Origin of the sequence: [Mycobacterium] fortunisiensis (genome assembly GCF_019050325.1) — a bacterium.
GTDB classification, from domain to species: Bacteria; Actinomycetota; Actinomycetes; order Mycobacteriales; family Mycobacteriaceae; genus Mycobacterium; species Mycobacterium fortunisiensis.
In genome coordinates this window covers 198144-216465 of record NZ_VOMB01000002.1, presented here as the reverse complement: position 1 = coordinate 216465, position 18322 = coordinate 198144, and the positions used below count along the sequence as shown (strand labels likewise).

Below are 18322 nucleotides of genomic sequence, written 5' to 3'. Positions count from 1 at the left end.
CTTACACAAGACACATGAGTGATCCCGATTGGGCGCCGCTGACCGGATTCCGGGTCGCCGTCACGTCCTCCCGCCGCGCCGACGAACTCGGTGCGCTGCTGGAACGGCGTGGTGCGACGGTGACCAGCGCCGCTGCGATCACCATGGTGCCGCTACCCGACGACGACGAGCTGCGCGCCCACACGGCGTCGCTGATCGCCACGCCACCCGACATCGTGGTGGCGACGACGGGGATCGGGTTTCGCGGCTGGATGGCCGCAGCAGACGGCTGGGGTCTGGACCGCAGCCTCACCGCCGCCCTGAGCACCGCGCGCATCGTCTCGCGTGGCCCGAAGGCCACCGGGGCGCTGCGGGCGGCGGGGCTGCCCGAGGAGTGGTCACCGGAATCCGAATCCTCCCGGGAGGTGCTGCGCTACCTCATCGAGCAGGGAGTGGCCGGCCAGCGGATCGCGGTGCAACTGCACGGCGCCACCGACGAGTGGGATCCGTTCCCGGAGTTTCTCGACGAATTGCGGTCCGCGGGCGCCGAGGTGGTACCGATCCGGGTCTACCGTTGGCATCCGGCCCCGCGCGACGGCGAATTCGACCAGTTGGTCGCCGGGATCGCCGACCACCGTTTCGACGCAGTCAGCTTCACCTCGGCGATGGCGGTGGCATCGGTGTTGATGCGGGCTACCGAGATGGGGCTCGCCGACCGGGTACTGGCGGCGCTGCGCACCGACGTGCACGCGATGTGCGTCGGACCGGTCACCGCCCGGCCCCTGGTCCGGCTCGGGGTGCCGACCTCGGCGCCGGAACGGATGAGGTTGGGCGCCTTGGCCCGTCACATCACCGACGAACTGCCGCTGTTGCAGACGCGCTCGATCCGGGTCGCCGGGCACACGCTGGAGATCCGAGGCACGTGCGTCCTGGTCGACGGCGCGGTCAAGCCGCTGTCCCCGGCCGGGATGTCGACCATCCGGGCGCTGGCCCACCGACCGGGTGCGGTGGTGTCCCGATTCGACCTCCTCAGCGCACTGCCGGGCGCCGGCACAGACACCCACGCCGTGGAAACCGCCGTGCTGCGGCTGCGAACCGCGTTGGGCGACAAGAACATCGTGTCGACCGTCGTCAAGCGGGGTTACCGGCTGGCGGTCGACGACTCCGAGATGGTCCGGGCACTGTGAGCCTGGTACTGGTGGCGCACGGGACCCGCAAACCCGGCGGCGTCGCGATGATCGGCGATCTCGCCGAACGGGTGTCCGAGATGCTGGGCCGGCCCGTACACGTGTCCTTCGTCGACGTGCTGGGGCCCACCCCCAGCGAGGTGCTGGCGGCGCTGCCGACCGACTCTCCGGCCGTCGTGGTGCCGGCCTTCCTGGCCGCCGGCTATCACGTCCGGGTCGATGTCCCCACCCATGTGGCTGCCAGCGCGCATCCCTGGGTCACCGTCACCCAGCCGCTGGGCCCGTGCCCCGGCACGGTTCGGGTACTGGCCGATCGACTCGTCGAATCAGGCTGGCGCCCGGGAGATTCGGTGATCCTGGCGGCCGCCGGGACCTCGGACAGAAGTGCCCAGTCCGACCTTCGACGCACCGCCGCGCTGTTGTCAGCCCTGACCGGCGACCGCGTAGAACTGGCTTTCGCCGCCACCGGGGCGCCGAGTGTTGCCGAAGCCGTCGCCGCGCAGCGCCGCCGCAGCGATCGCCGCATAGCTGTGGCGTCCTACCTGCTCGCCGACGGACTGTTCCAGGATCGGCTGCGTGAAGCCGGTGCCGACCTCGTGAGCGAACCGCTGGGCACCCACCCGGGCATGGTCCGGTTGATTGCGAACCGCTTCCGGCGCGCGGGCGTGCTGAGCCTGCCGGCTGCGGCGTGACCGGATCGACCGTGCGACCAGGGGCCCGGCGGCCACCACCAGAAGCAGCGCACCGCCGGCGCCGGCGACCACGAACACCGTCGATCGCCGCTCGGTGACCAGTGCCGAACATTGCTCGACGTAATCGCTCGGCACATACCCGGGGCCGGCGAGCGTGTGCTGGTCCAGGTTGAGCCGGTCCTGCTGGGCGGCCACCTGATGGTCCGGCCGCGCACCGCTACCACACGGGATGGGCTGACCGGCACGGTCAACCGCATCCAAACCCAGCGGCATGAACGCTGCTCCAAGTGCGCCGAGCATCGCCGCAGCCCCCAGGAGATTCAACACAGAACGCGCAAACATCCCTTGTCAACCCCTCAGAAGACGCTCACCTGACAAGGAGTCTAAACACACCCAGCGAACTATTCTAGTTAGCCAGTGAGATGCCTGCGGCACGATCGCGCAAGCGTCGGCAACGCGCAGTTCTGGCAAATCCGGCGCCGTCACCGGTGCGGTCGTTTGCCAGGCCGGTATCTGTGTCGGAGCCGCCCAAATTCTCGGCTATCGTTATGCCGGCCAGCTGGGCGAAGTGATGGGAGTCGAAGTAAAGGTGCAGGTGACAACACCATTGGACGCGGTACGCCGCGACGACGCAGACAGCCGTGCGACCCGGTAACCGGGTCTCGGCCGAACACCTGCGTCAGCACCTGCTCCACGCCCTGGAACGCACCTCACGGCCGATGACCACCGCACAGCTACGTGACGACATGCATGCGCATTTCCATGCCCCGGTCGTCATCGAATCCGTCTACCGCAACCTCACGGTGCTGGAGCGTCGCGGCGACGTGGAACGCCGCAAGCTCCAGGGGCGCGATGCCCACTGGAGCCGTGCGGCCGATCAGCCCGCGACCTGAACCATGCCCTCGGCGGTGACCCGGGTCCGGTACACCGGAATGGACACCGCGGAATCGTCCAGGCAGCTGCCGTCATCGAAGGCGAACGCCTGTTTCTTGATCGGTGACTGCACCGTGGCACGTCCGCCCCGGTCCCCGGTCAAGCCCCGCGAGATCACGGCTGCCCCGGAGAACGGGTCGATGTTCCCCACGGCGTGCAGCGTGCCGTCATCGAGCCGGAACAGTGCCACCTGAGCGCCATCGGGCAGCAGCACGGCCACGCCGCGCCCCGGGATCAGGAAGTCGTACGCGCATGCCGTCGTCCACACCTGCCCCACTCCGGCGTTGACATCATTGCGGTCGTCGAGCACGGTCATGGCGCCTCCTGTAGCGAACGGATCGTGGGCATTCCGATGGGTACCGCCTGCTCGGCCGGGGCCGGGACCTTGCGGCCCGCGCGCTCGGTGAACGTGACGGTGGGATCGTCGACACCGGGGGCGTTGACGAACGAGACGAAGCGCGACAACTTCTCGGAGTCCTCCAGCACGCCCTTCCATTCACAGGCGTAACCGTCGACGTGACGCTCCATGGCCGCCTCGAACTCCGAAGCCAGACCGAGCGAGTCGTTGCACACGACGTCGCGCAGGTGGTCGAGCCCCCCATCCATCGCCTCCAGCCACGGCGCCGTGCGCTGCAGCCGATCGGCGGTACGGATGTAGAACATCAGGAAGCGGTCGATGTAGCGGATCAGGGTCTCGTCGTCGAGATCACCGGCCAGCAACTGGGCGTGCCGGGGCGACATGCCACCGTTGCCGCAGACATAGAGGTTCCAGCCCTGTTCGGTGGCAATGATGCCGACGTCTTTGCTTTGCGCCTCGGCACATTCACGCGCACACCCCGACACGGCCATCTTGATCTTGTGCGGCGCGCGCAGGCCCCGGTACCGCTTCTCGATCTCGACGGCCATGTTCACCGAATCCTGCTGCCCGTACCGGCACCAGGTGCTGCCCACGCAACTCTTCACGGTGCGCAGGGACTTGCCGTAGGCGTGGCCGGATTCCATGCCGCCCTCGACCAGCCGGCGCCAGATCTCGGGCAGCTGATCCACCCGGGCGCCGAACATGTCGATGCGCTGGCCACCGGTGATCTTGGTGTAAAGGTCGAAATCCCTGGCGATCTCACCGATCAGGATCAACTGCTCCGGGGTGATCTCACCGCCCGGCGACCGCGGCACCACCGAGTAGCTGCCGTTCTTCTGGATGTTGGCCAGGAAGTGGTCGTTGGAATCCTGGAGCGAGGCCTGCTCCCCGGAGAGCACGTGATCGGAGCTCGTCGACGCCAGGATCGAGGCGACCGTGGGTTTGCAGATGTCGCAACCCTTTCCGGTGCCGAACTTCTCGATCAGACCGGAAAAGGTGCGAATCTCGGTGGCGCTGATGATCTCGAAGAGCTCGGCGCGGGACTGGCTGAAGTGCTCGCACAACGCCGTGGACTGCTCGACCCCCTCGGCCTCCAGCAGCTGCTTGAGCAGCGGCACACAGGACCCGCACGACGTGCCGGCCAGCGTGCACTTCTTCAGGCTGGGCACATCGTCGCAGCCTCCGCAAATGGCTTCCTTCAGATCACCTTTGGTGACGTTGTTGCAGGAGCAGATCTGGGCGATGTCGGGCAGCGCCCCCACACCCAGGGTCGCCGCGCCGCCTTCGGCTGCCGGGGCGATCAGTGATAGCGGGTCACCAGGCAGCTCGCTGGCCACCATCGGACGCAGCACACCGTAGGCCGACGCGTCGCCGACCAGGATGCCGCCGAGCAGCGTCTTGGCGTCGTCGGAGAGCACCAGCTTGGCGTACGTCTTCTTCACCGGGTCGTTGACGACGACGTCCAGGCAGTTGGGCGTGCGCCCCTGGGCGTCACCGAAACTGGCCACATCCACCCCGAGCAGCTTGAGCTTGGTGGACATGTCGGCCTCGGGGAATTCGGCCTCGCCGCCGAGCAGCCGGTCCACGGCCACCTCCGCGGAGGTGTAGCCCGGGCCGACCAGGCCGTAACACCGGCCCTCGATGGCCGCCACCTCGCCGATCGCGTAGATGCTGGGATCGCTTGTCACACACGACAGATCGGTCATCACACCGCCGCGCTGCGCGATGTCCAAGCCGGCTTTGCGGGCCAGTTCGTCACGCGGACGCACACCGGCGGCGAACACCACCACGGACGCATCGATGCTGCTGCCGTCATTGAGCGACAGCCGGACCGAGTCGTCGTTCTTGGACTTCTTCAGCGGCTTGTGCCGCTGCACCGGGTGGATGCTCTCGGTGCCGACACCGGTGTGCACCTGGATCCCCAGACCCCGGATCATCCGGTTGAGCAGGGCACCGCCGGCCGGATCGAGCTGGGCGGACATCAGATGCGGCGACATCTCCAGGACGTGTGTGGTCAGCCCGAAGGCGCGCAGCGCGTTGGCGGCTTCCAGACCGAGCAGACCGCCACCGATCACCGCTCCGACCGGCGTCTTGGTGTCCATCGCGGCCCGGGCGCCGTCCCGGATGGCGTCCAGGTCGTCGAGGGTGCGGTAGACGTGGCAGTGCGGCAGGTCGTGGCCCGGCACCGGTGGCACGAACGCGTACGAACCGGTGGCCAGCACCAACGCGTCATAGCCGAAGCTCTGGCCGTCGACCGTGTGCACGGTCTTGGTCTCCCGGTCGATCTCGGCCACCGCACAACCCAGCCGCAGATCGACCAGGTCGTCACCGGCATAGTCGTTGCCGGGCAGGGCCAGCTGGGTGCGGTCCCAATGTTCGGTGTAGCCGGTCAGGCCCACCCGGTCATATGCGGCGTCTGCTTCTTCGGACAGGACGGTGACCCGCCACGCGCCCGCGGCGTCGCGCGACCGCAACGCCTCGACGAAGCGGTGGCCCACCATGCCGTGTCCGATGACCACGACGTTCTGTGTTGACGACATACGGCGAGGTTAGGAACCCGAAGTTGCCGAAATGTCGCGCCGTGTGAAGCGCCCGTCACGGAGTGCTCACGGTCGCCGCCGCGCACATGTGAGGTTGCGCGGCGGTGAGGTTTGACGATGTCGTCGAGGCAATCCGGTCGCGTCAATCCAGCTGGTCGGCCAGAGCCCGGCCGAGAATCCGGCAGCCCTCGCCGAAACGCTGCGGATCGGGTCCGCAGTAGTTGAGGCGCAGGTAGGGCCCGCAGCGCTCGGCCGGAAACCACTCGTCCCCCGCGGCCACCAGGACCGACCCGGCTTCACAATCACGCACCAGGCGCGCCAGATCGACCGCGTCGGGCAGGCGAAGCCACAGGTGCAGCCCGCCGCGCGGAACGTGCTCCAGCACGGCGCCGGGCACATGCTGCGCCAGGGCCTCGATCAGCAGATCGCGCCGGGCCCGCAGCTGCTGCCGCAGATCACGCAGGTGGGTCCGCCAGGCCGGCTGGGTGACCACGTCGAGCGCTGCGGCCTGCAACACGCCACTGACATACATCGCTTCGGCACCCCGGTCGGCCAGTATCCGGTCCCGCGCCGGGCCCCGGACCACCATCGCGGCCACCCGGATGGCCGGCGACACACTCTTGGTCAGCGACCGCAGATAGATGACGTGGCCTGCGTCATCGGATGCGGCCACCGGCCGCACGTTTCCCTCGATGCCGAAATCGTGTGCCCAATCGTCCTCGACCAGAAAGGCGCCGTGCCCACGGACCACATCGAGAATCTGCCCGGCACGTTCGGGATCCCACTGGGCACCAGTGGGATTGGCGAATGTGGGCTGCGCGTAGAACACCCGGGCCCCGGTTTCGCCGAAGGCCCGCGAAAGCTCCTCGGGCTCAGGGCCATTCGGGCCGCTCGGCACCGGCACCAGCCGCACCCCGCACTGCGCCGCGGCCAGGATCGCGCCCCAGTAACTGGGCGACTCGATCAGCATCGGCTGCCCGAAACCCACCAGCGCGCGAAAGATCGAGCTCAACCCGCTCTGGCTGCCGGGCAGGACGATCACCTCACGGGCCGTTGGCGGGGTGACGCCGGCCCCGAAGGCTTCTCCCAATTCCTGGGCGAACCAGGCCTGCAGATCGGGCCGACCCGCCGCGGGCGCCGGGCTCAGCGCGGCATCGGCACGGGCGGCCCGCGTCAGGGCCGCCCGGACCAGCCGCTGAGGCAGCAGTTCGCGGACGGGATAGCCGGAGTGCATGGCGATCACGTCCGGAGGCGCATCGCGCAGCGGTGTCGACAAATCCGGGATGCGCGCGTGCGGCGACCGCAACGCAGCGGTCTGCCAGCCGTAGTCGGGCAACCGGGCGGCACGGCTGGCACGCACGAAAGTACCTACCCCAGGCCGGCTTTCGACCAGCCCGAGGGCACGCAAGCTTCGCATGGCCTTGGCCACCGTCACCGGACTGACCCCGTATTCGGCCACCAGCGCCCGGTTCGACGGCAGCTGCGCGCCGGGGGTGGCGTTGGCGATCCACCGACGCAGGCCGGACACGATGCGCTCAGTGCTATCGTTATCCATGTTGATACAGAGTAGCGCTACTCGCCAGAATGCTTTAGCGCTATCGGGCTCCGGGCTCGGGTGGGGACTGCTGGGGGTGACCGCCTTCTCGTTCACCATCGTGTTCACCAAGGTCGCCATCGGCGGACTCTCCCCGCTGTTCATCGGCGCCGGACGAGCCGTGGCCGCCGCCGCCATCGCCGGCGCCGCACTGGCCGCAACCCGGCAGGCGCTGCCCACCCGCCGACAGTGGGTTCGACTCACCGTGGTGGCCGGCGGCGTCGTCGCCGGCTTCCCGTTGCTGACCTCCTATGCGCTCACCGTCGTGCCGGCCGGCCACGGCGCCGTTGTCGTCGCACTGCTACCGGCGGCCACCGCGGTGTGCGCCGTACTGCGCGGTCACGAACGTCCGCCGGCCGCTTTCTGGGTCATGGCTTCGGCCGGCGCGCTGGCCGCCGTCGTGTTCGCGATGCTGCACGGCGCCGGGCTCGGCCACCTGCGCTGGGCTGACCTGTTGCTGTTCGGCGCGGTGCTGGCGGCCGCGATCGGATATGCCGAAGGTGGCCTGCTCGCGAGGGAACTCGGCGCCTGGCAGACAGTGTCCTGGGCGCTGGTGGTCGCAGCGCCGGTGATGGCCGCCCTGACCGCGGTAGCGGTCGCGCAACAGCCGCCACACGCCACGCCGGCGCAATGGGCCGCGTTCGGCTACCTGGCGGCGGTCAGCATGTATCTGGGCTTCTTCGCCTGGTACCGCGGCCTGGCCATCGGGCCGATGACCCAGGTGAGCCAGGTGCAGCTGATCCAACCGGTATTGACCATCGGCTGGGCGGCGCTACTGCTGCACGAAGGACTGACCTGGTCCACCGCACTCGGCGGAGCCGCAGTGATCGGGTGCGCCGCGCTGGCCGTCCGAATTCGGCTGCGGTGAGTGGAATCCACGGGATTCCACTCCATTTCGCCGGCCTCAGACTTTGACCGGGTAGTCCGTGCTGTACACGTCGCTACGGATGCGCCCCGGTGCCGGTGGGCCTTCGACCACCACCCAGGCCGCCGTGGTGCCGTCGACCTCGGGCCCGGAGACCGTGATGGTGGACGTGCCGCTGGCATCGGTGTGCAATATCCCGCTGGACACGCCTGGATCACCAGCACTGCAGGTCGCCACCGACGACCGGGGCAACTGGATGAGCCGGACCCGATACTCGGTGTCCGGCCGCGCCGATTGCAGAGTCACCCGGGCACTGACCTGCGCGCCATCGGACCCGATGTCGGCAAATCCGTTCCCGGTGCCCGCGCCCATCCCGTCGAGGAACTGACCCTCCACGAAATCGCACTGCCGGATGTGATTCGACAACGGCACCATCGTCGACGCCGTTGCGGGCGCCGTACCGGCCCCGCTGAGCACCACTGCGCCGGCTACCGTCAACGCCACTGCCTGTCCTGCGCGCCACCCCATCGCCTGCATCCCACCTGCTCGACGTATCCCTGGGTCATTATTGGCACAGATTGACCGCCGAGAGCGGGCAGTTTGCCCAAAATCGCCGATCGGTGATGCTTACCGCCAGCGCGCCAGCACCCGCTTGGCCTGTGCGCTCAGCGCCGCCTGCAGGAACGGCCCGAAGGTGATGCGCCCGACACCGAGTTCGGTGAGCGCGGCGAGATCGGCCGTATCGGGCGGGACGGTCACGCTGACCGGCAGCGAGACTGCGGAGACGAAGCGCGCCAACCCTTCTGGATCGGCCAACCCGGCCGGGAACAGTGAATCGGCGCCGGCCGCGGCCGCCTCGGACAGCCGGGCGACTGCCCGATCCACGCGATCACCCGCATCACCGTCTTTGCGCAGGAACATGTCGGTGCGCGCGTTGATCACCACGTGCACCCCGGCGGCGTCGGCGGCCGCCCGCAACTGCCCCACCAACTCGGCGTGCTCGGCCGCGCTGCGCAGCCGCTTGCCCTCCTTGTGCACGGTGTCCTCGATGTTCAAGCCGACGGCCCCGACGTCGAGCAGGCCCTCGATCAGCCGCTGCGGGCGTTGTCCGTACCCGGACTCGATATCCACCGAGACCGGCACCTCGACCGCATCGGTGATCTGGCGGACCCGGGTCAACAGATCGTCGAAGGTCATCACCTCGCCGTCGGCCTTGCCGATGGAATCGGCCACCGGGTGACTACCGACGGTGAGCGCGGAGAAACCCGCATCGACGGCCAGCGTCGCCGACCAGGCATCCCAGACCGTCGGCAGCACAACGGGGTTGCCCGGCCGGTGCAGCGCCAACAGCGTCGCGGCCCGGTCCTGCAACGGGGTCTCGCTCATCGAACCTCCAAGGTCCTCACCCACGCCATGTGGCCAGGCGTGGTGTCAACACGATCAACAATATGGCCGGGACGCCGATCCGCTCCGGACGTGCACGGTCGCACCGTTTCGACGTGATGTGCATCACGTCCCGATCGTGATGTGGCTAGCATTGGGTGTCGTACTGTGAGCCCTGACACCTTCAGCCCGAGGAGGTCACTTGTCCACCACTACCGAGTTCTCTGAACTGCACAAGTTGATCGGCGATATGCGCCGGTGCGTCAGCACGTTGGCGTCGAAATACGGGGATTCCCCTGCCATGCGCCGAGTGACGAACGACGCCGAGCGGATCCTCAACGACATCGAGCGGTTGGACATCGACGCCGAAGAGTTGGAGATGCGTCACGGCGTGACACGCCAACAACCGACCCGCGAGAAGATCGGCATCCCCGACACCCAATACGGCAGCGAGTTCTGGCAGGACGTCGCTGACGAGGGTCTCGGCGGATACCGCTGAGCTCGCGGGCGGTTGCCGCCCGACAGACAACTGAACCTGGAGAAAGGGAACCGTGAGCGCACCCACCGCTGACCGTCGCGCGACCGGGGTCTTCTCGCCCACCCGCGCGCAGATACCCCAACGCACCCTACGGACCGATCGGTGGTGGCAGGCACCACTATTGACCAATCTGGGGCTTGCCGCGTTCGTCATCTACGCGACGATCCGGGCGTTCTGGGGCAGCGCGTACTGGGTGGCGGATTACCACTACCTGACGCCGTTCTATTCGCCCTGCGTCAGCACGGCGTGCGCGCCCGGATCCAGTCACTTCGGCCAGTGGGTGGGCGATCTGCCCTGGTTCATCCCCATGGCGTTCATCTCACTGCCATTCCTGTTGGCCTTCCGGCTGACGTGTTACTACTACCGCAAGGCGTACTACCGGTCGGTGTGGCAGTCGCCGACCGCCTGCGCGGTGGCCGAACCACACGCGAAATACACCGGGGAGACCCGACTTCCGCTGATCATGCAGAACGTGCACCGGTACTTCTTCTACGCCGCGGTGCTCATCTCCCTGGTCAACACCTACGACGCGATCACCGCATTCCATTCCCCGTCCGGTTTCGGCTTCGGCCTGGGCAACATCATCCTGGTCGGCAACGTGATCCTGTTGTGGATCTACACGGTGTCCTGCCACTCGTGCCGGCACGTCACCGGCGGCCGGCTCAAGCACTTCTCCAAACACCCTGTCCGGTACTGGATCTGGACTCAGGTGAGCAAGCTCAACACCCGCCACATGCAGTTCGCCTGGATCACGCTGGGCACCCTGGTACTCACCGACTTCTACATCATGTTGGTGGCCAGCGGCACCATCTCTGATCTCAGGTTCATCGGCTGACTCGGTCAACCGAGTTTCTTTGGCCGACAAGTACGTACACGCAAGAAGGCGAGTGGAAATACATGAGTGAGTTGGAACGGCACTCCTACGACGTCGTCGTGATCGGGGCCGGTGGAGCAGGCCTGCGCGCGGTGATCGAGGCACGCGAACGCGGTCTGCGGGTGGCCGTGGTGACCAAGTCGCTGTTCGGCAAGGCACACACCGTGATGGCCGAGGGCGGCTGCGCGGCAGCCATGCGCAACGTCAACACCAAGGACTCCTGGCAGGTGCACTTCGGCGACACCATGCGCGGCGGCAAGTTCCTCAACAACTGGCGGATGGCCGAACTGCACGCGCAGGAAGCCCCGGACCGGGTGTGGGAACTGGAAAGCTATGGCGCGCTGTTCGACCGGACCAAGGACGGCCGGATCAGCCAGCGCAACTTCGGTGGACACACCTACCCGCGGTTGGCCCACGTCGGCGACCGCACCGGCCTGGAGATCATCCGCACGCTGCAGCAGAAGATCGTCTCGCTGCAGCAGGAGGACAAGGCCGAGTTCGGTGACTACGAGGCCCGGATCAAGGTCTTCCACGAAACCAGCATCACCGAGTTGATCAAAGACGGAGAGCGCATCGCCGGGGCGTTCGGTTACTACCGCGAGAGCGGCAACTTCGTACTGTTCGAGGCCCCGGCGATCGTGCTGGCCACCGGCGGCATCGGCAAATCGTTCAAGGTGTCGTCGAACTCCTGGGAGTACACCGGCGACGGCCACGCCCTGGCGCTGCGCGCCGGGTCCGGCCTGATCAACATGGAGTTCATCCAGTTCCACCCGACCGGCATGGTCTGGCCGCTGTCGGTGAAGGGGATCCTGGTCACCGAAGGGGTCCGCGGCGACGGCGGCGTGCTCAAGAACTCCGAGGGCAAGCGGTTCATGTTCGACTACATCCCCGCGGTGTTCAAAGGTCAGTACGCCGAGACCGAGGAGGAAGCCGACCAGTGGCTCAAAGACAACGACTCCGCGCGACGCACCCCTGACCTGCTCCCCCGCGACGAAGTGGCCCGGGCGATCAACTCGGAGGTGAAGGCCGGCCGCGGCTCGCCCCACGGCGGCGTGTATCTCGACATCGCCTCGCGCATGTCCACCGAGGAGATCAAGCGCCGGCTGCCGTCGATGTACCACCAGTTCATGGAGTTGGCCGAGGTCGACATCACCAAGGACGAGATGGAGGTCGGCCCCACCTGCCACTACGTGATGGGTGGTATCGAGGTGGATCCGGATACCGGTGGGGCGGACACGCCCGGGCTGTTCGCCGCGGGCGAATGCTCGGGTGGCATGCACGGATCGAATCGCCTTGGCGGCAACTCACTTTCGGACCTGCTGGTGTTCGGCCGCCGCGCCGGCCTGGGCGCCGCCGATTACGTGACGACGCTGCCGGAACGACCCGCCGTCTCCGAGGCGGCCATCATCGAGGCCACCCGATTGGCCTTGTCGCCCTTCGAATCTCACGCGCATCCGGAGAACCCGTACACACTGCACGCCGAGCTGCAGCAGTGCATGAACGACCTGGTCGGCATCATCCGCAAGGCCGACGAGATCGAGGAAGCACTCGGCAAGCTCGCCGAACTGCGGACCCGGGTGCACAACGTCAGCGTCGAGGGCGGTCGCGTCTTCAACCCCGGCTGGCATCTGGCCATCGACATGCGCAACATGCTGCTGGTCAGCGAGTGCGTCGCCAAGGCCGCGCTGGCCCGGACCGAGAGCCGCGGCGGACATACCCGAGACGACTATCCGGACATGGACCCCAATTGGCGCAACACGCTGCTGGTGTGCCGGGCCGCCGGCGAGGAGGACCAGGTGGTCCCAGACGTGACGGTGACACCCGAGTCACAGCTGCCCATGCGGGAGGACCTGCTGGCGACGTTCGAACTGACCGAACTCGAAAAGTATTACACCGAACAAGAATTGGCTGAGCACCCCGATCGGAAGGGCCGAGCATGAGTGCGTACAACGCGAACCTGCGGGTCTGGCGCGGCGACGACACCGGAGGCGAGCTACACGATTACACCGTCGAGGTGAACGACGGTGAGGTGGTGCTCGACATCATCCACCGGCTGCAGGCCACCCAGGCCGGTGATCTGGCGGTGCGGTGGAACTGCAAGGCCGGCAAGTGCGGATCCTGCTCGGCGGAGATCAACGGCCGCCCACGCCTGATGTGCATGACCCGGATGTCAACCTTCGACCCGGACGAAACCGTCACTGTGACGCCACTGCGCACGTTCCCGGTGATGCGTGACCTGGTGACCGACGTGTCGTTCAACTACGAAAAAGCGCGGCAGATCCCGTCGTTCACCCCGCCGAAGGATCTGCAGCCCGGTGAATACCGGATGCAGCAGCAGGATGTGGAACGCAGCCAGGAATTCCGCAAGTGCATCGAGTGCTTCCTGTGCCAGAACGTCTGCCACGTGGTGCGTGACCACGAGGAGAACAAGCCGGCCTTCTCCGGGCCGCGGTTCTTCATCCGGCTGGCCGAGCTGGACATGCATCCGCTCGATGTCGTGGACCGCAAGGACCTCGCGCAGGAAGAAGCCGGCCTGGGCTACTGCAACATCACCAAGTGCTGCACCGAGGTGTGCCCGGAGCACATCAAGATCACCGACAACGCCATCATCCCGATGAAGGAACGGGTGGTCGACCGCAAGTATGACCCGATTGTCTGGCTGGGCAACAAGCTGTTCCGCCGATGAGCGCTTGCGCGAAGAGGAAACAGCACGCATGAGCGCTTGCGCGAAGAGGAAACAGCACAGCTAGGCTCGGCTGACACCAGGCAAGGACAGGTGCGACTACTACGGCCTGGTTCGGGGCATGATCGTCAGCGTCATATGTCCACCCGCGCAGAAGGACGCCGGCACCCAACTGTTCCGCAAGGTCGTCATCGGGCTCCAGGAAGTCTGAGGCGCTCATCGAACATTCGGCGTCAAGGTTCGGCGCGTAGGCTCGAAGCACAGCAGCCAATCACCGTCGAAAGGCAGCTTCATGAGCATGGGACAGACTCACAGCGTCAACGAGATCCGGACTGCGATCCGGGAACTGTCGGCCCGGGCCGAGCTGGCCCGTAAAGAGGGCCGCCCCGCCGACGCCGACGAGATCGAACAGCGCATCGCCAAGTACCGCGACGAGCTCGCCGCGCGGCCCTGACCTAAGCGCCGAGCTTACGGAACGTGCTGCGGTGGAACACGATTGGTGCCACGTCGGCGTTCACCGTGATGTCGCTGACCCGTAGCACGACGATCGTGTGATCGCCGGCCTCCACCAGCTGATCGATGGAGCTCTCCAGCCACACACTGGTCCCGTGGATGAACACCGCGCCAGATTCGCGTGACTCGGTCTCCAGCCCGGCGAAGCGATCCCCCGTCTTGGCCGCCAAGGTGCGCGCCGCCGCGTCGTGGGCCTCGCCGAGCACGCTGATCCCCAGCGACGGCAGGTCCTTGAGCTTCGGCCAGGTGGTCGACGAGTTCTGCACGCAGAACGACACCAATGGGGGATCCAGCGACACCGGCACGAAAGTGCTGGCCGCCAGACCGACCAAGGTGCCTTCCACCTCGGCAGCGATCGCGATGACACCGGACGGGAAATGGCCGAACGCTTCACGCAGCGACGTCGGGCTCAGTTCTGTTGCGCTCATAACACCTCCATCTTCACACAGCCCGGAATTCCCCACCCGGGCTACGTCCCCGGCCGATCCGGTACCGCCGGTAAGTTGGACCCATCATGTGGATCACGCTCCTGGTGATGGCCGCCGCAGTCAGCCTGGAGCCATTCCGAATCGGTATGACAGTCCTGATGCTCAACCGGCCGCGGCCGCTGCTACAACTCCTGGCGTTTCTCATCGGCGGGTTCGTGATGGGCACCGCGGTGGGATTGATCGTGTTGTTCGCGCTGCGGCCGGCCCTGGGCTCGGCCCATTTCACCCTGCCCCGGGTGCAGCTGGTGGTGGGGGCGCTGGCGCTGGTGGCCGCGGCGTTCTTCGCCACCGGCCGCCCCGCGGCCCTGCTGGCCCCGAAACCGGACCGGGAACCGGGATGGCTGATGACCCGCACCAAGCAGCTGCTGGGCGGACATTCGCTGTGGACGGCCAGCGTGGCCGGCCTCGGCATCGCGCTGCCCTCGGTCGACTATCTCGCCGCGCTGGCGCTCATCGTCGCGTCCGGCGCCGCAGCGAGCACCCAGGTCGGCGCCCTGCTGCTGTTCAACGTGGTGGCGTTCGGTCTCGTCGAGATTCCGCTGATCTCTTACCTGATCGCCCCGGAACGCACCCGGGCCACGCTGTCGGCACTGCAGACCTGGCTGCAGACCCAACGCCACCGCAAGGTCGCCGCAGTGGTGGCGATCGTCGGCGGTGTGCTGCTGATCGCCGGACTCGTCGGGCTCTAGACTCCACCGGCCCCGCGCACGCGCCGCCCGTTAGGCGTCCAAACGGGCGAATTCGTCCTGGCGGTACTGCTCTACACACGCGGCGCGGCGGATCTTCCCGCTCGTCGTCGTCGGGATCGAACCGGGCGGCACCAGAACGAGATCGCCGACGTTCAAGCCGTGCGCATTGGAGATCGCGGAGGTGACCTCGCTCTTGACCCCGCTGAGCCAGTGCACCGCCTCCCCACCGGCATCGCCGCGCTTCTTGACCTCGATGACGGTCACCAGCTTCTCGGTACTGTTCACCGGCACCGATATCGCCGCCACCCGGCCACCGGTGATCTGCTGGACCGTCGCCTCGATGTCCTCGGGATAGTGGTTGCGCCCGCGGATGATCAGCAGATCCTTGATGCGGCCGACGACAAACAGCTCACCACCGGAGATGAAGCCCAGGTCGCCAGTTTTCAGCCAGGGCCCCTCGACGGTGCCGGGACTCGGATCGACGAGCGTGGCGCCGAAGCATCCCTGCTCTTCCGGGGGACGGCTCCAGTAGCCGGACGCGACGTTCTCGCCGTGCACCCAGATCTCGCCGACCACATCCGACGCACATTCCCGGTTGGTCTCACCGTCCACGATCCGCACCATCGGCGACTGCGGGATCTGGTATTTGACCAGCGCGGACCCGCTGCCACGGGCACAGCTTTTGGCGCGGCCGGCCGACAACTCGTCGGCATCGAAGTAAGTCTCCGACGATTCACTCCAGGTGCCGGTCGCCACGAAGACGGTGGCCTCCGCCAGCCCGTACGACGGACGTAGCATGTCGTCGCGAAAATTGAAGTGGGCGAACCGATCTGCGAACCGCTCCAGGGTGGCCGGCTCGACCCGCTCGGCGCCGTTGATGATCCCCACGACACCACCGAGATCGAGCCCGGCCAGGTCGCTGTCGGACGTCTTGCGCGCGGCCAGATCGAAGGCGAAGTTGGGTGCTGCGGAAAAAGCCCGGGGATTCTCGCCGAGCGCCCTCACCCACCGCGACGGCTTCTCCAGGAACGCCAGCGGGCTGGTCAGCACCGCGGAATAGCCACTCAGGATGGGCGCACAGACACCCAACACCAGACCCATGTCGTGGTAGAAGGGCAACCACGACACGATCGTGGCATTGGTCGTCGCTTGCACCTGGCCTTCGCTGAAGAAGCAGCGCATCAGCTGCTCGAAATTCGCCTGGAGATTGCGGTGCGAAATCATCACCCCGGTCGGCAGCCGGGTCGACCCGGAGCTGTACTGCAGATACGCCGTGGTGGGGAACTCGGCGCCGGCATCCGGGCCACTGCCGGAACCGTGATCGGCGTCCAGATCCAACAAATCGATCTCGACGATCTTCGGTGCGACGTCCAGTGGCGACTGATCGATGTAATCGCCGACGTCGGGCGCCGCCGCGCTCGTGGTGAGAACCACCGCCGGCGTGGTGTCGGCGAACACCGCACTCACCCGGTCGTGGCTCGAGCCGCGGTGCGGCAGCGGCAGCGGCACCGCGATCAGCCCGGCCTGCATGGAGCCCAGGAAGGCCAGGATGTATTCCAGGCCCTGCGGGGCGAGGATCACCGCGCGGTCGCCGACCACGCCGTGCAGGCGGATCTCGCGGGCCACGTTCATCGTGCGACGGGACAGTTGTGACCACGTCACGCTCACCGAGACACCCGCCGAATCGTCGACGTAGTCGGTGAAGGTAAAGGCAATATCGTTGGGCCGCATGCTGGCACGTCCGTGCAGCATCGACAGGATGGGCGATTGGGATATGGGCATCATCGGCGTCACTTCACGTCCGTAGTAACTCATCGAATCCGTTGACTCGGTGGCGCGGTCAGCGTCCACCGTTGAGCAGGGACAAGGCACCGTTGGCGATCTCCGACATGGGATCGGTGCCGCCACCGAACGTCGCATCGTTGGCCGGTGCGGTGACCTCCGCGGGGTCGAAGCCGTTCACCGGATCCACGGTGATCGGTGCGGTAGCCGGGTCGTCGTTACGTGAATACCCCGCATCGACTCGGGGCTGCAGAATCGCGTCGAGCTGATTCAACGTGCCCTCGTCATATCCGAGGTATTTGAACGGCAACACCAGCGGCAGGTGCTCCTCGGGGACCAGGTACGTCGTCGTCGTCGCACCCTTCGAGTTGACCGTCGTCCTGATGTTCTGCGCCGGCACATTGCTCGGATTGGTGAACGCGATCGCGGTGTGACCGGTGGCCAGCCCGGCGATCGCGTTGATGACGCTCATCCAGTGGTCCGGCCGGTCCGGCCAGTCGGCGATGCTGTCGTAGGCAGAGACGAACTGGTCGGTGTGGTACTGGCTCTCCACGGGAGCCGGAATGCGGTAGTCCATGAACGGCACGACACTGCCGACCGGAAAGTTCTGGGTCAAGAAGCTCTCGCCGAAGGGATGCCTGGCGATCGGGTCGCCGAACGTGGCGAAGGACAGCTGATCCGGCGGCGGCGCAGTCGGGTCATTGGCCAGTCGCGTCTTCACGGCGTTGAGCACCAGCGCTCCCTCGGACAGCCCCATCGCTCGTCCCTTGCCGCCGGCGCGGATTGCCGCGTCGAGGTTTCCCTCTCCCTCGTCGACCGACTCGCCGATGCTCGGACCGTCGAGACCGATGCCTGGATAGATCTGTTCGCCGATCGCGCCGATTCCGGGGAAGAACCGTTCCAGGGTGTGGCCCTGCACCTGTCCCGCCGGGTAGTCGACCTTCACCCGTTTCATCCCGGGGAACCACTGCTCACCGGTCATCCGGATGTACTCGTCATAGGGAATACCGAGAACGTGGGCGCCACCGAGGGCGTACGCGGTACCCGGGTCCGACGGTGCGGGAGCCGGGGCGGGCGGCTGCGCGTCATCCGCACTCGCCGAGCCGGCGCCGAAACATCCTGTGACACCGGCAGTTACCAGCACCGAGAGTCCTGCGAGTAGCTTCTTCATCTCTACCCCTGCCCGCATTGCTTCGTTTCGTAGTTTCACATACATGACCGTGC

The 18322-nt window shown here is 66.9% G+C and carries 18 protein-coding genes; 10 read left to right on the top strand and 8 right to left on the bottom strand.

The features are described 5' to 3' along the window. The first annotated feature begins 14 nt into the window (after nucleotides 1-14). The 3 genes from FR943_RS01435 to FR943_RS01425 all read left to right on the top strand — a co-directional run bounded on the left by FR943_RS01435 (nucleotide 15) and on the right by FR943_RS01425 (nucleotide 2751). Nucleotides 15-1166 (top strand): uroporphyrinogen-III synthase, encoded by a 1152-nt coding sequence (locus FR943_RS01435; RefSeq protein ID WP_217154505.1) that lies wholly within the window; start codon nucleotides 15-17, stop codon nucleotides 1164-1166. Further along, nucleotides 1163-1858 (top strand): sirohydrochlorin chelatase, encoded by a 696-nt coding sequence (locus FR943_RS01430; RefSeq protein WP_217154504.1) that lies wholly within the window; start codon nucleotides 1163-1165, stop codon nucleotides 1856-1858. Before FR943_RS01435 ends, FR943_RS01430 begins: the two co-directional genes overlap by 4 nt. Before the next feature lie 641 nt (nucleotides 1859-2499). Further along, nucleotides 2500-2751, top strand: a complete 252-nt coding sequence (locus FR943_RS01425; protein ID WP_217154503.1) for a Fur family transcriptional regulator — start codon at nucleotides 2500-2502, stop codon at nucleotides 2749-2751. Here FR943_RS01425 and nirD read toward each other — a convergent pair. The 3 genes from nirD to FR943_RS01410 form a co-directional block, all read right to left on the bottom strand. Next, nucleotides 2736-3107, bottom strand: a complete 372-nt coding sequence (gene nirD / locus FR943_RS01420) for a nitrite reductase small subunit NirD (protein ID WP_217154502.1) — start codon at nucleotides 3105-3107, stop codon at nucleotides 2736-2738. The genes FR943_RS01425 and nirD overlap by 16 nt on opposite strands. After that, nucleotides 3104-5689: a nitrite reductase large subunit NirB gene (gene nirB, locus FR943_RS01415; RefSeq protein WP_217154501.1), complete on the bottom strand. Its 2586-nt coding sequence runs from the start codon at nucleotides 5687-5689 to the stop codon at nucleotides 3104-3106. Before nirB ends, nirD begins: the two co-directional genes overlap by 4 nt. A gap of 142 nt (nucleotides 5690-5831) precedes the next feature. Beyond that, nucleotides 5832-7244, bottom strand: coding sequence for an aminotransferase-like domain-containing protein (locus FR943_RS01410; RefSeq protein ID WP_217154500.1), 1413 nt, complete (start codon nucleotides 7242-7244; stop codon nucleotides 5832-5834). On the opposite strand from FR943_RS01410, the gene FR943_RS01405 reads away from it, so the two are divergent. Then, on the top strand, nucleotides 7243-8151 hold the full coding sequence (locus FR943_RS01405) for a DMT family transporter (protein WP_217154499.1): 909 nt from the start codon (nucleotides 7243-7245) through the stop codon (nucleotides 8149-8151). The two genes, FR943_RS01410 and FR943_RS01405, sit on opposite strands and share 2 nt — an antisense overlap. A gap of 36 nt (nucleotides 8152-8187) precedes the next feature. On the opposite strand, the gene FR943_RS01400 is transcribed toward FR943_RS01405, so the two are convergent. Both FR943_RS01400 and FR943_RS01395 read right to left on the bottom strand, forming a co-directional pair. Then, the gene (locus FR943_RS01400) at nucleotides 8188-8652 is read right to left on the bottom strand and encodes a hypothetical protein (protein WP_308170406.1); all 465 of its coding nucleotides are present in this window, start codon (nucleotides 8650-8652) and stop codon (nucleotides 8188-8190) included. A 123-nt stretch (nucleotides 8653-8775) separates the two neighbouring features. Next, nucleotides 8776-9534, bottom strand: coding sequence for an isocitrate lyase/PEP mutase family protein (locus FR943_RS01395; protein ID WP_217154497.1), 759 nt, complete (start codon nucleotides 9532-9534; stop codon nucleotides 8776-8778). Nucleotides 9535-9733: 199 nt separating this feature from the next. Between FR943_RS01395 and FR943_RS01390 the strand changes: the two genes are divergently transcribed. The 5 genes from FR943_RS01390 to FR943_RS01370 all read left to right on the top strand — a co-directional run bounded on the left by FR943_RS01390 (nucleotide 9734) and on the right by FR943_RS01370 (nucleotide 14080). Beyond that, nucleotides 9734-10030 (top strand): Rv0250c family protein, encoded by a 297-nt coding sequence (locus tag FR943_RS01390; protein ID WP_217154496.1) that lies wholly within the window; start codon nucleotides 9734-9736, stop codon nucleotides 10028-10030. A 52-nt stretch (nucleotides 10031-10082) separates the two neighbouring features. Further along, nucleotides 10083-10904, top strand: coding sequence for a succinate dehydrogenase subunit SdhC (gene sdhC / locus FR943_RS01385; RefSeq protein ID WP_217154495.1), 822 nt, complete (start codon nucleotides 10083-10085; stop codon nucleotides 10902-10904). A 62-nt stretch (nucleotides 10905-10966) separates the two neighbouring features. Continuing rightward, nucleotides 10967-12883 carry a fumarate reductase/succinate dehydrogenase flavoprotein subunit gene (locus tag FR943_RS01380; RefSeq protein ID WP_217154494.1) on the top strand — a complete coding sequence of 639 codons (1917 nt, stop codon included), beginning with the start codon at nucleotides 10967-10969 and terminating at the stop codon, nucleotides 12881-12883. After that, complete coding sequence (locus tag FR943_RS01375) at nucleotides 12880-13629, top strand: succinate dehydrogenase/fumarate reductase iron-sulfur subunit (protein ID WP_217154493.1); 750 nt, start codon at nucleotides 12880-12882, stop codon at nucleotides 13627-13629. Before FR943_RS01380 ends, FR943_RS01375 begins: the two co-directional genes overlap by 4 nt. A 295-nt stretch (nucleotides 13630-13924) precedes the next feature. Then, nucleotides 13925-14080, top strand: coding sequence for a hypothetical protein (locus FR943_RS01370; protein ID WP_217154778.1), 156 nt, complete (start codon nucleotides 13925-13927; stop codon nucleotides 14078-14080). 1 nt (nucleotide 14081) lies between these two features. Here FR943_RS01370 and FR943_RS01365 read toward each other — a convergent pair whose 3' ends face one another. Next, nucleotides 14082-14567 (bottom strand): flavin reductase family protein, encoded by a 486-nt coding sequence (locus FR943_RS01365; RefSeq protein WP_217154492.1) that lies wholly within the window; start codon nucleotides 14565-14567, stop codon nucleotides 14082-14084. A gap of 86 nt (nucleotides 14568-14653) precedes the next feature. On the opposite strand from FR943_RS01365, the gene FR943_RS01360 reads away from it, so the two are divergent. Further along, nucleotides 14654-15316 carry a GAP family protein gene (locus FR943_RS01360; RefSeq protein ID WP_217154491.1) on the top strand — a complete coding sequence of 221 codons (663 nt, stop codon included), beginning with the start codon at nucleotides 14654-14656 and terminating at the stop codon, nucleotides 15314-15316. A gap of 30 nt (nucleotides 15317-15346) precedes the next feature. Here the strand turns inward: FR943_RS01360 and FR943_RS01355 are convergent, their stop codons facing one another. Next, nucleotides 15347-17092 (bottom strand): AMP-binding protein, encoded by a 1746-nt coding sequence (locus FR943_RS01355; RefSeq protein WP_308170433.1) that lies wholly within the window; start codon nucleotides 17090-17092, stop codon nucleotides 15347-15349. A gap of 64 nt (nucleotides 17093-17156) precedes the next feature. Beyond that, the gene (gene pe, locus FR943_RS01350) at nucleotides 17157-18269 is read right to left on the bottom strand and encodes an acyltransferase PE (RefSeq protein ID WP_217154490.1); all 1113 of its coding nucleotides are present in this window, start codon (nucleotides 18267-18269) and stop codon (nucleotides 17157-17159) included. Nucleotides 18270-18322 lie beyond the last annotated feature (53 nt).

What these genes read in the sequence shown, in the direction of transcription:
- FR943_RS01435 (WP_217154505.1), top strand. Translation starts at nt 15, where the DNA reads ATGAGTGATCCCGATTGGGCGCCGCTGACCGGATTCCGGGTCGCCGTC.
- nirD (WP_217154502.1), bottom strand. Translation starts at nt 3,107, where the DNA reads ATGACCGTGCTCGACGACCGCAATGATGTCAACGCCGGAGTGGGGCAG.
- nirB (WP_217154501.1), bottom strand. Translation starts at nt 5,689, where the DNA reads ATGTCGTCAACACAGAACGTCGTGGTCATCGGACACGGCATGGTGGGC.
- FR943_RS01405 (WP_217154499.1), top strand. Translation starts at nt 7,243, where the DNA reads ATGTTGATACAGAGTAGCGCTACTCGCCAGAATGCTTTAGCGCTATCG.
- FR943_RS01410 (WP_217154500.1), bottom strand. Translation starts at nt 7,244, where the DNA reads ATGGATAACGATAGCACTGAGCGCATCGTGTCCGGCCTGCGTCGGTGG.
- FR943_RS01395 (WP_217154497.1), bottom strand. Translation starts at nt 9,534, where the DNA reads ATGAGCGAGACCCCGTTGCAGGACCGGGCCGCGACGCTGTTGGCGCTG.
- FR943_RS01380 (WP_217154494.1), top strand. Translation starts at nt 10,967, where the DNA reads ATGAGTGAGTTGGAACGGCACTCCTACGACGTCGTCGTGATCGGGGCC.
- FR943_RS01375 (WP_217154493.1), top strand. Translation starts at nt 12,880, where the DNA reads ATGAGTGCGTACAACGCGAACCTGCGGGTCTGGCGCGGCGACGACACC.
- FR943_RS01370 (WP_217154778.1), top strand. Translation starts at nt 13,925, where the DNA reads ATGGGACAGACTCACAGCGTCAACGAGATCCGGACTGCGATCCGGGAA.
- FR943_RS01365 (WP_217154492.1), bottom strand. Translation starts at nt 14,567, where the DNA reads ATGAGCGCAACAGAACTGAGCCCGACGTCGCTGCGTGAAGCGTTCGGC.
- FR943_RS01360 (WP_217154491.1), top strand. Translation starts at nt 14,654, where the DNA reads ATGTGGATCACGCTCCTGGTGATGGCCGCCGCAGTCAGCCTGGAGCCA.
- pe (WP_217154490.1), bottom strand. Translation starts at nt 18,269, where the DNA reads ATGAAGAAGCTACTCGCAGGACTCTCGGTGCTGGTAACTGCCGGTGTC.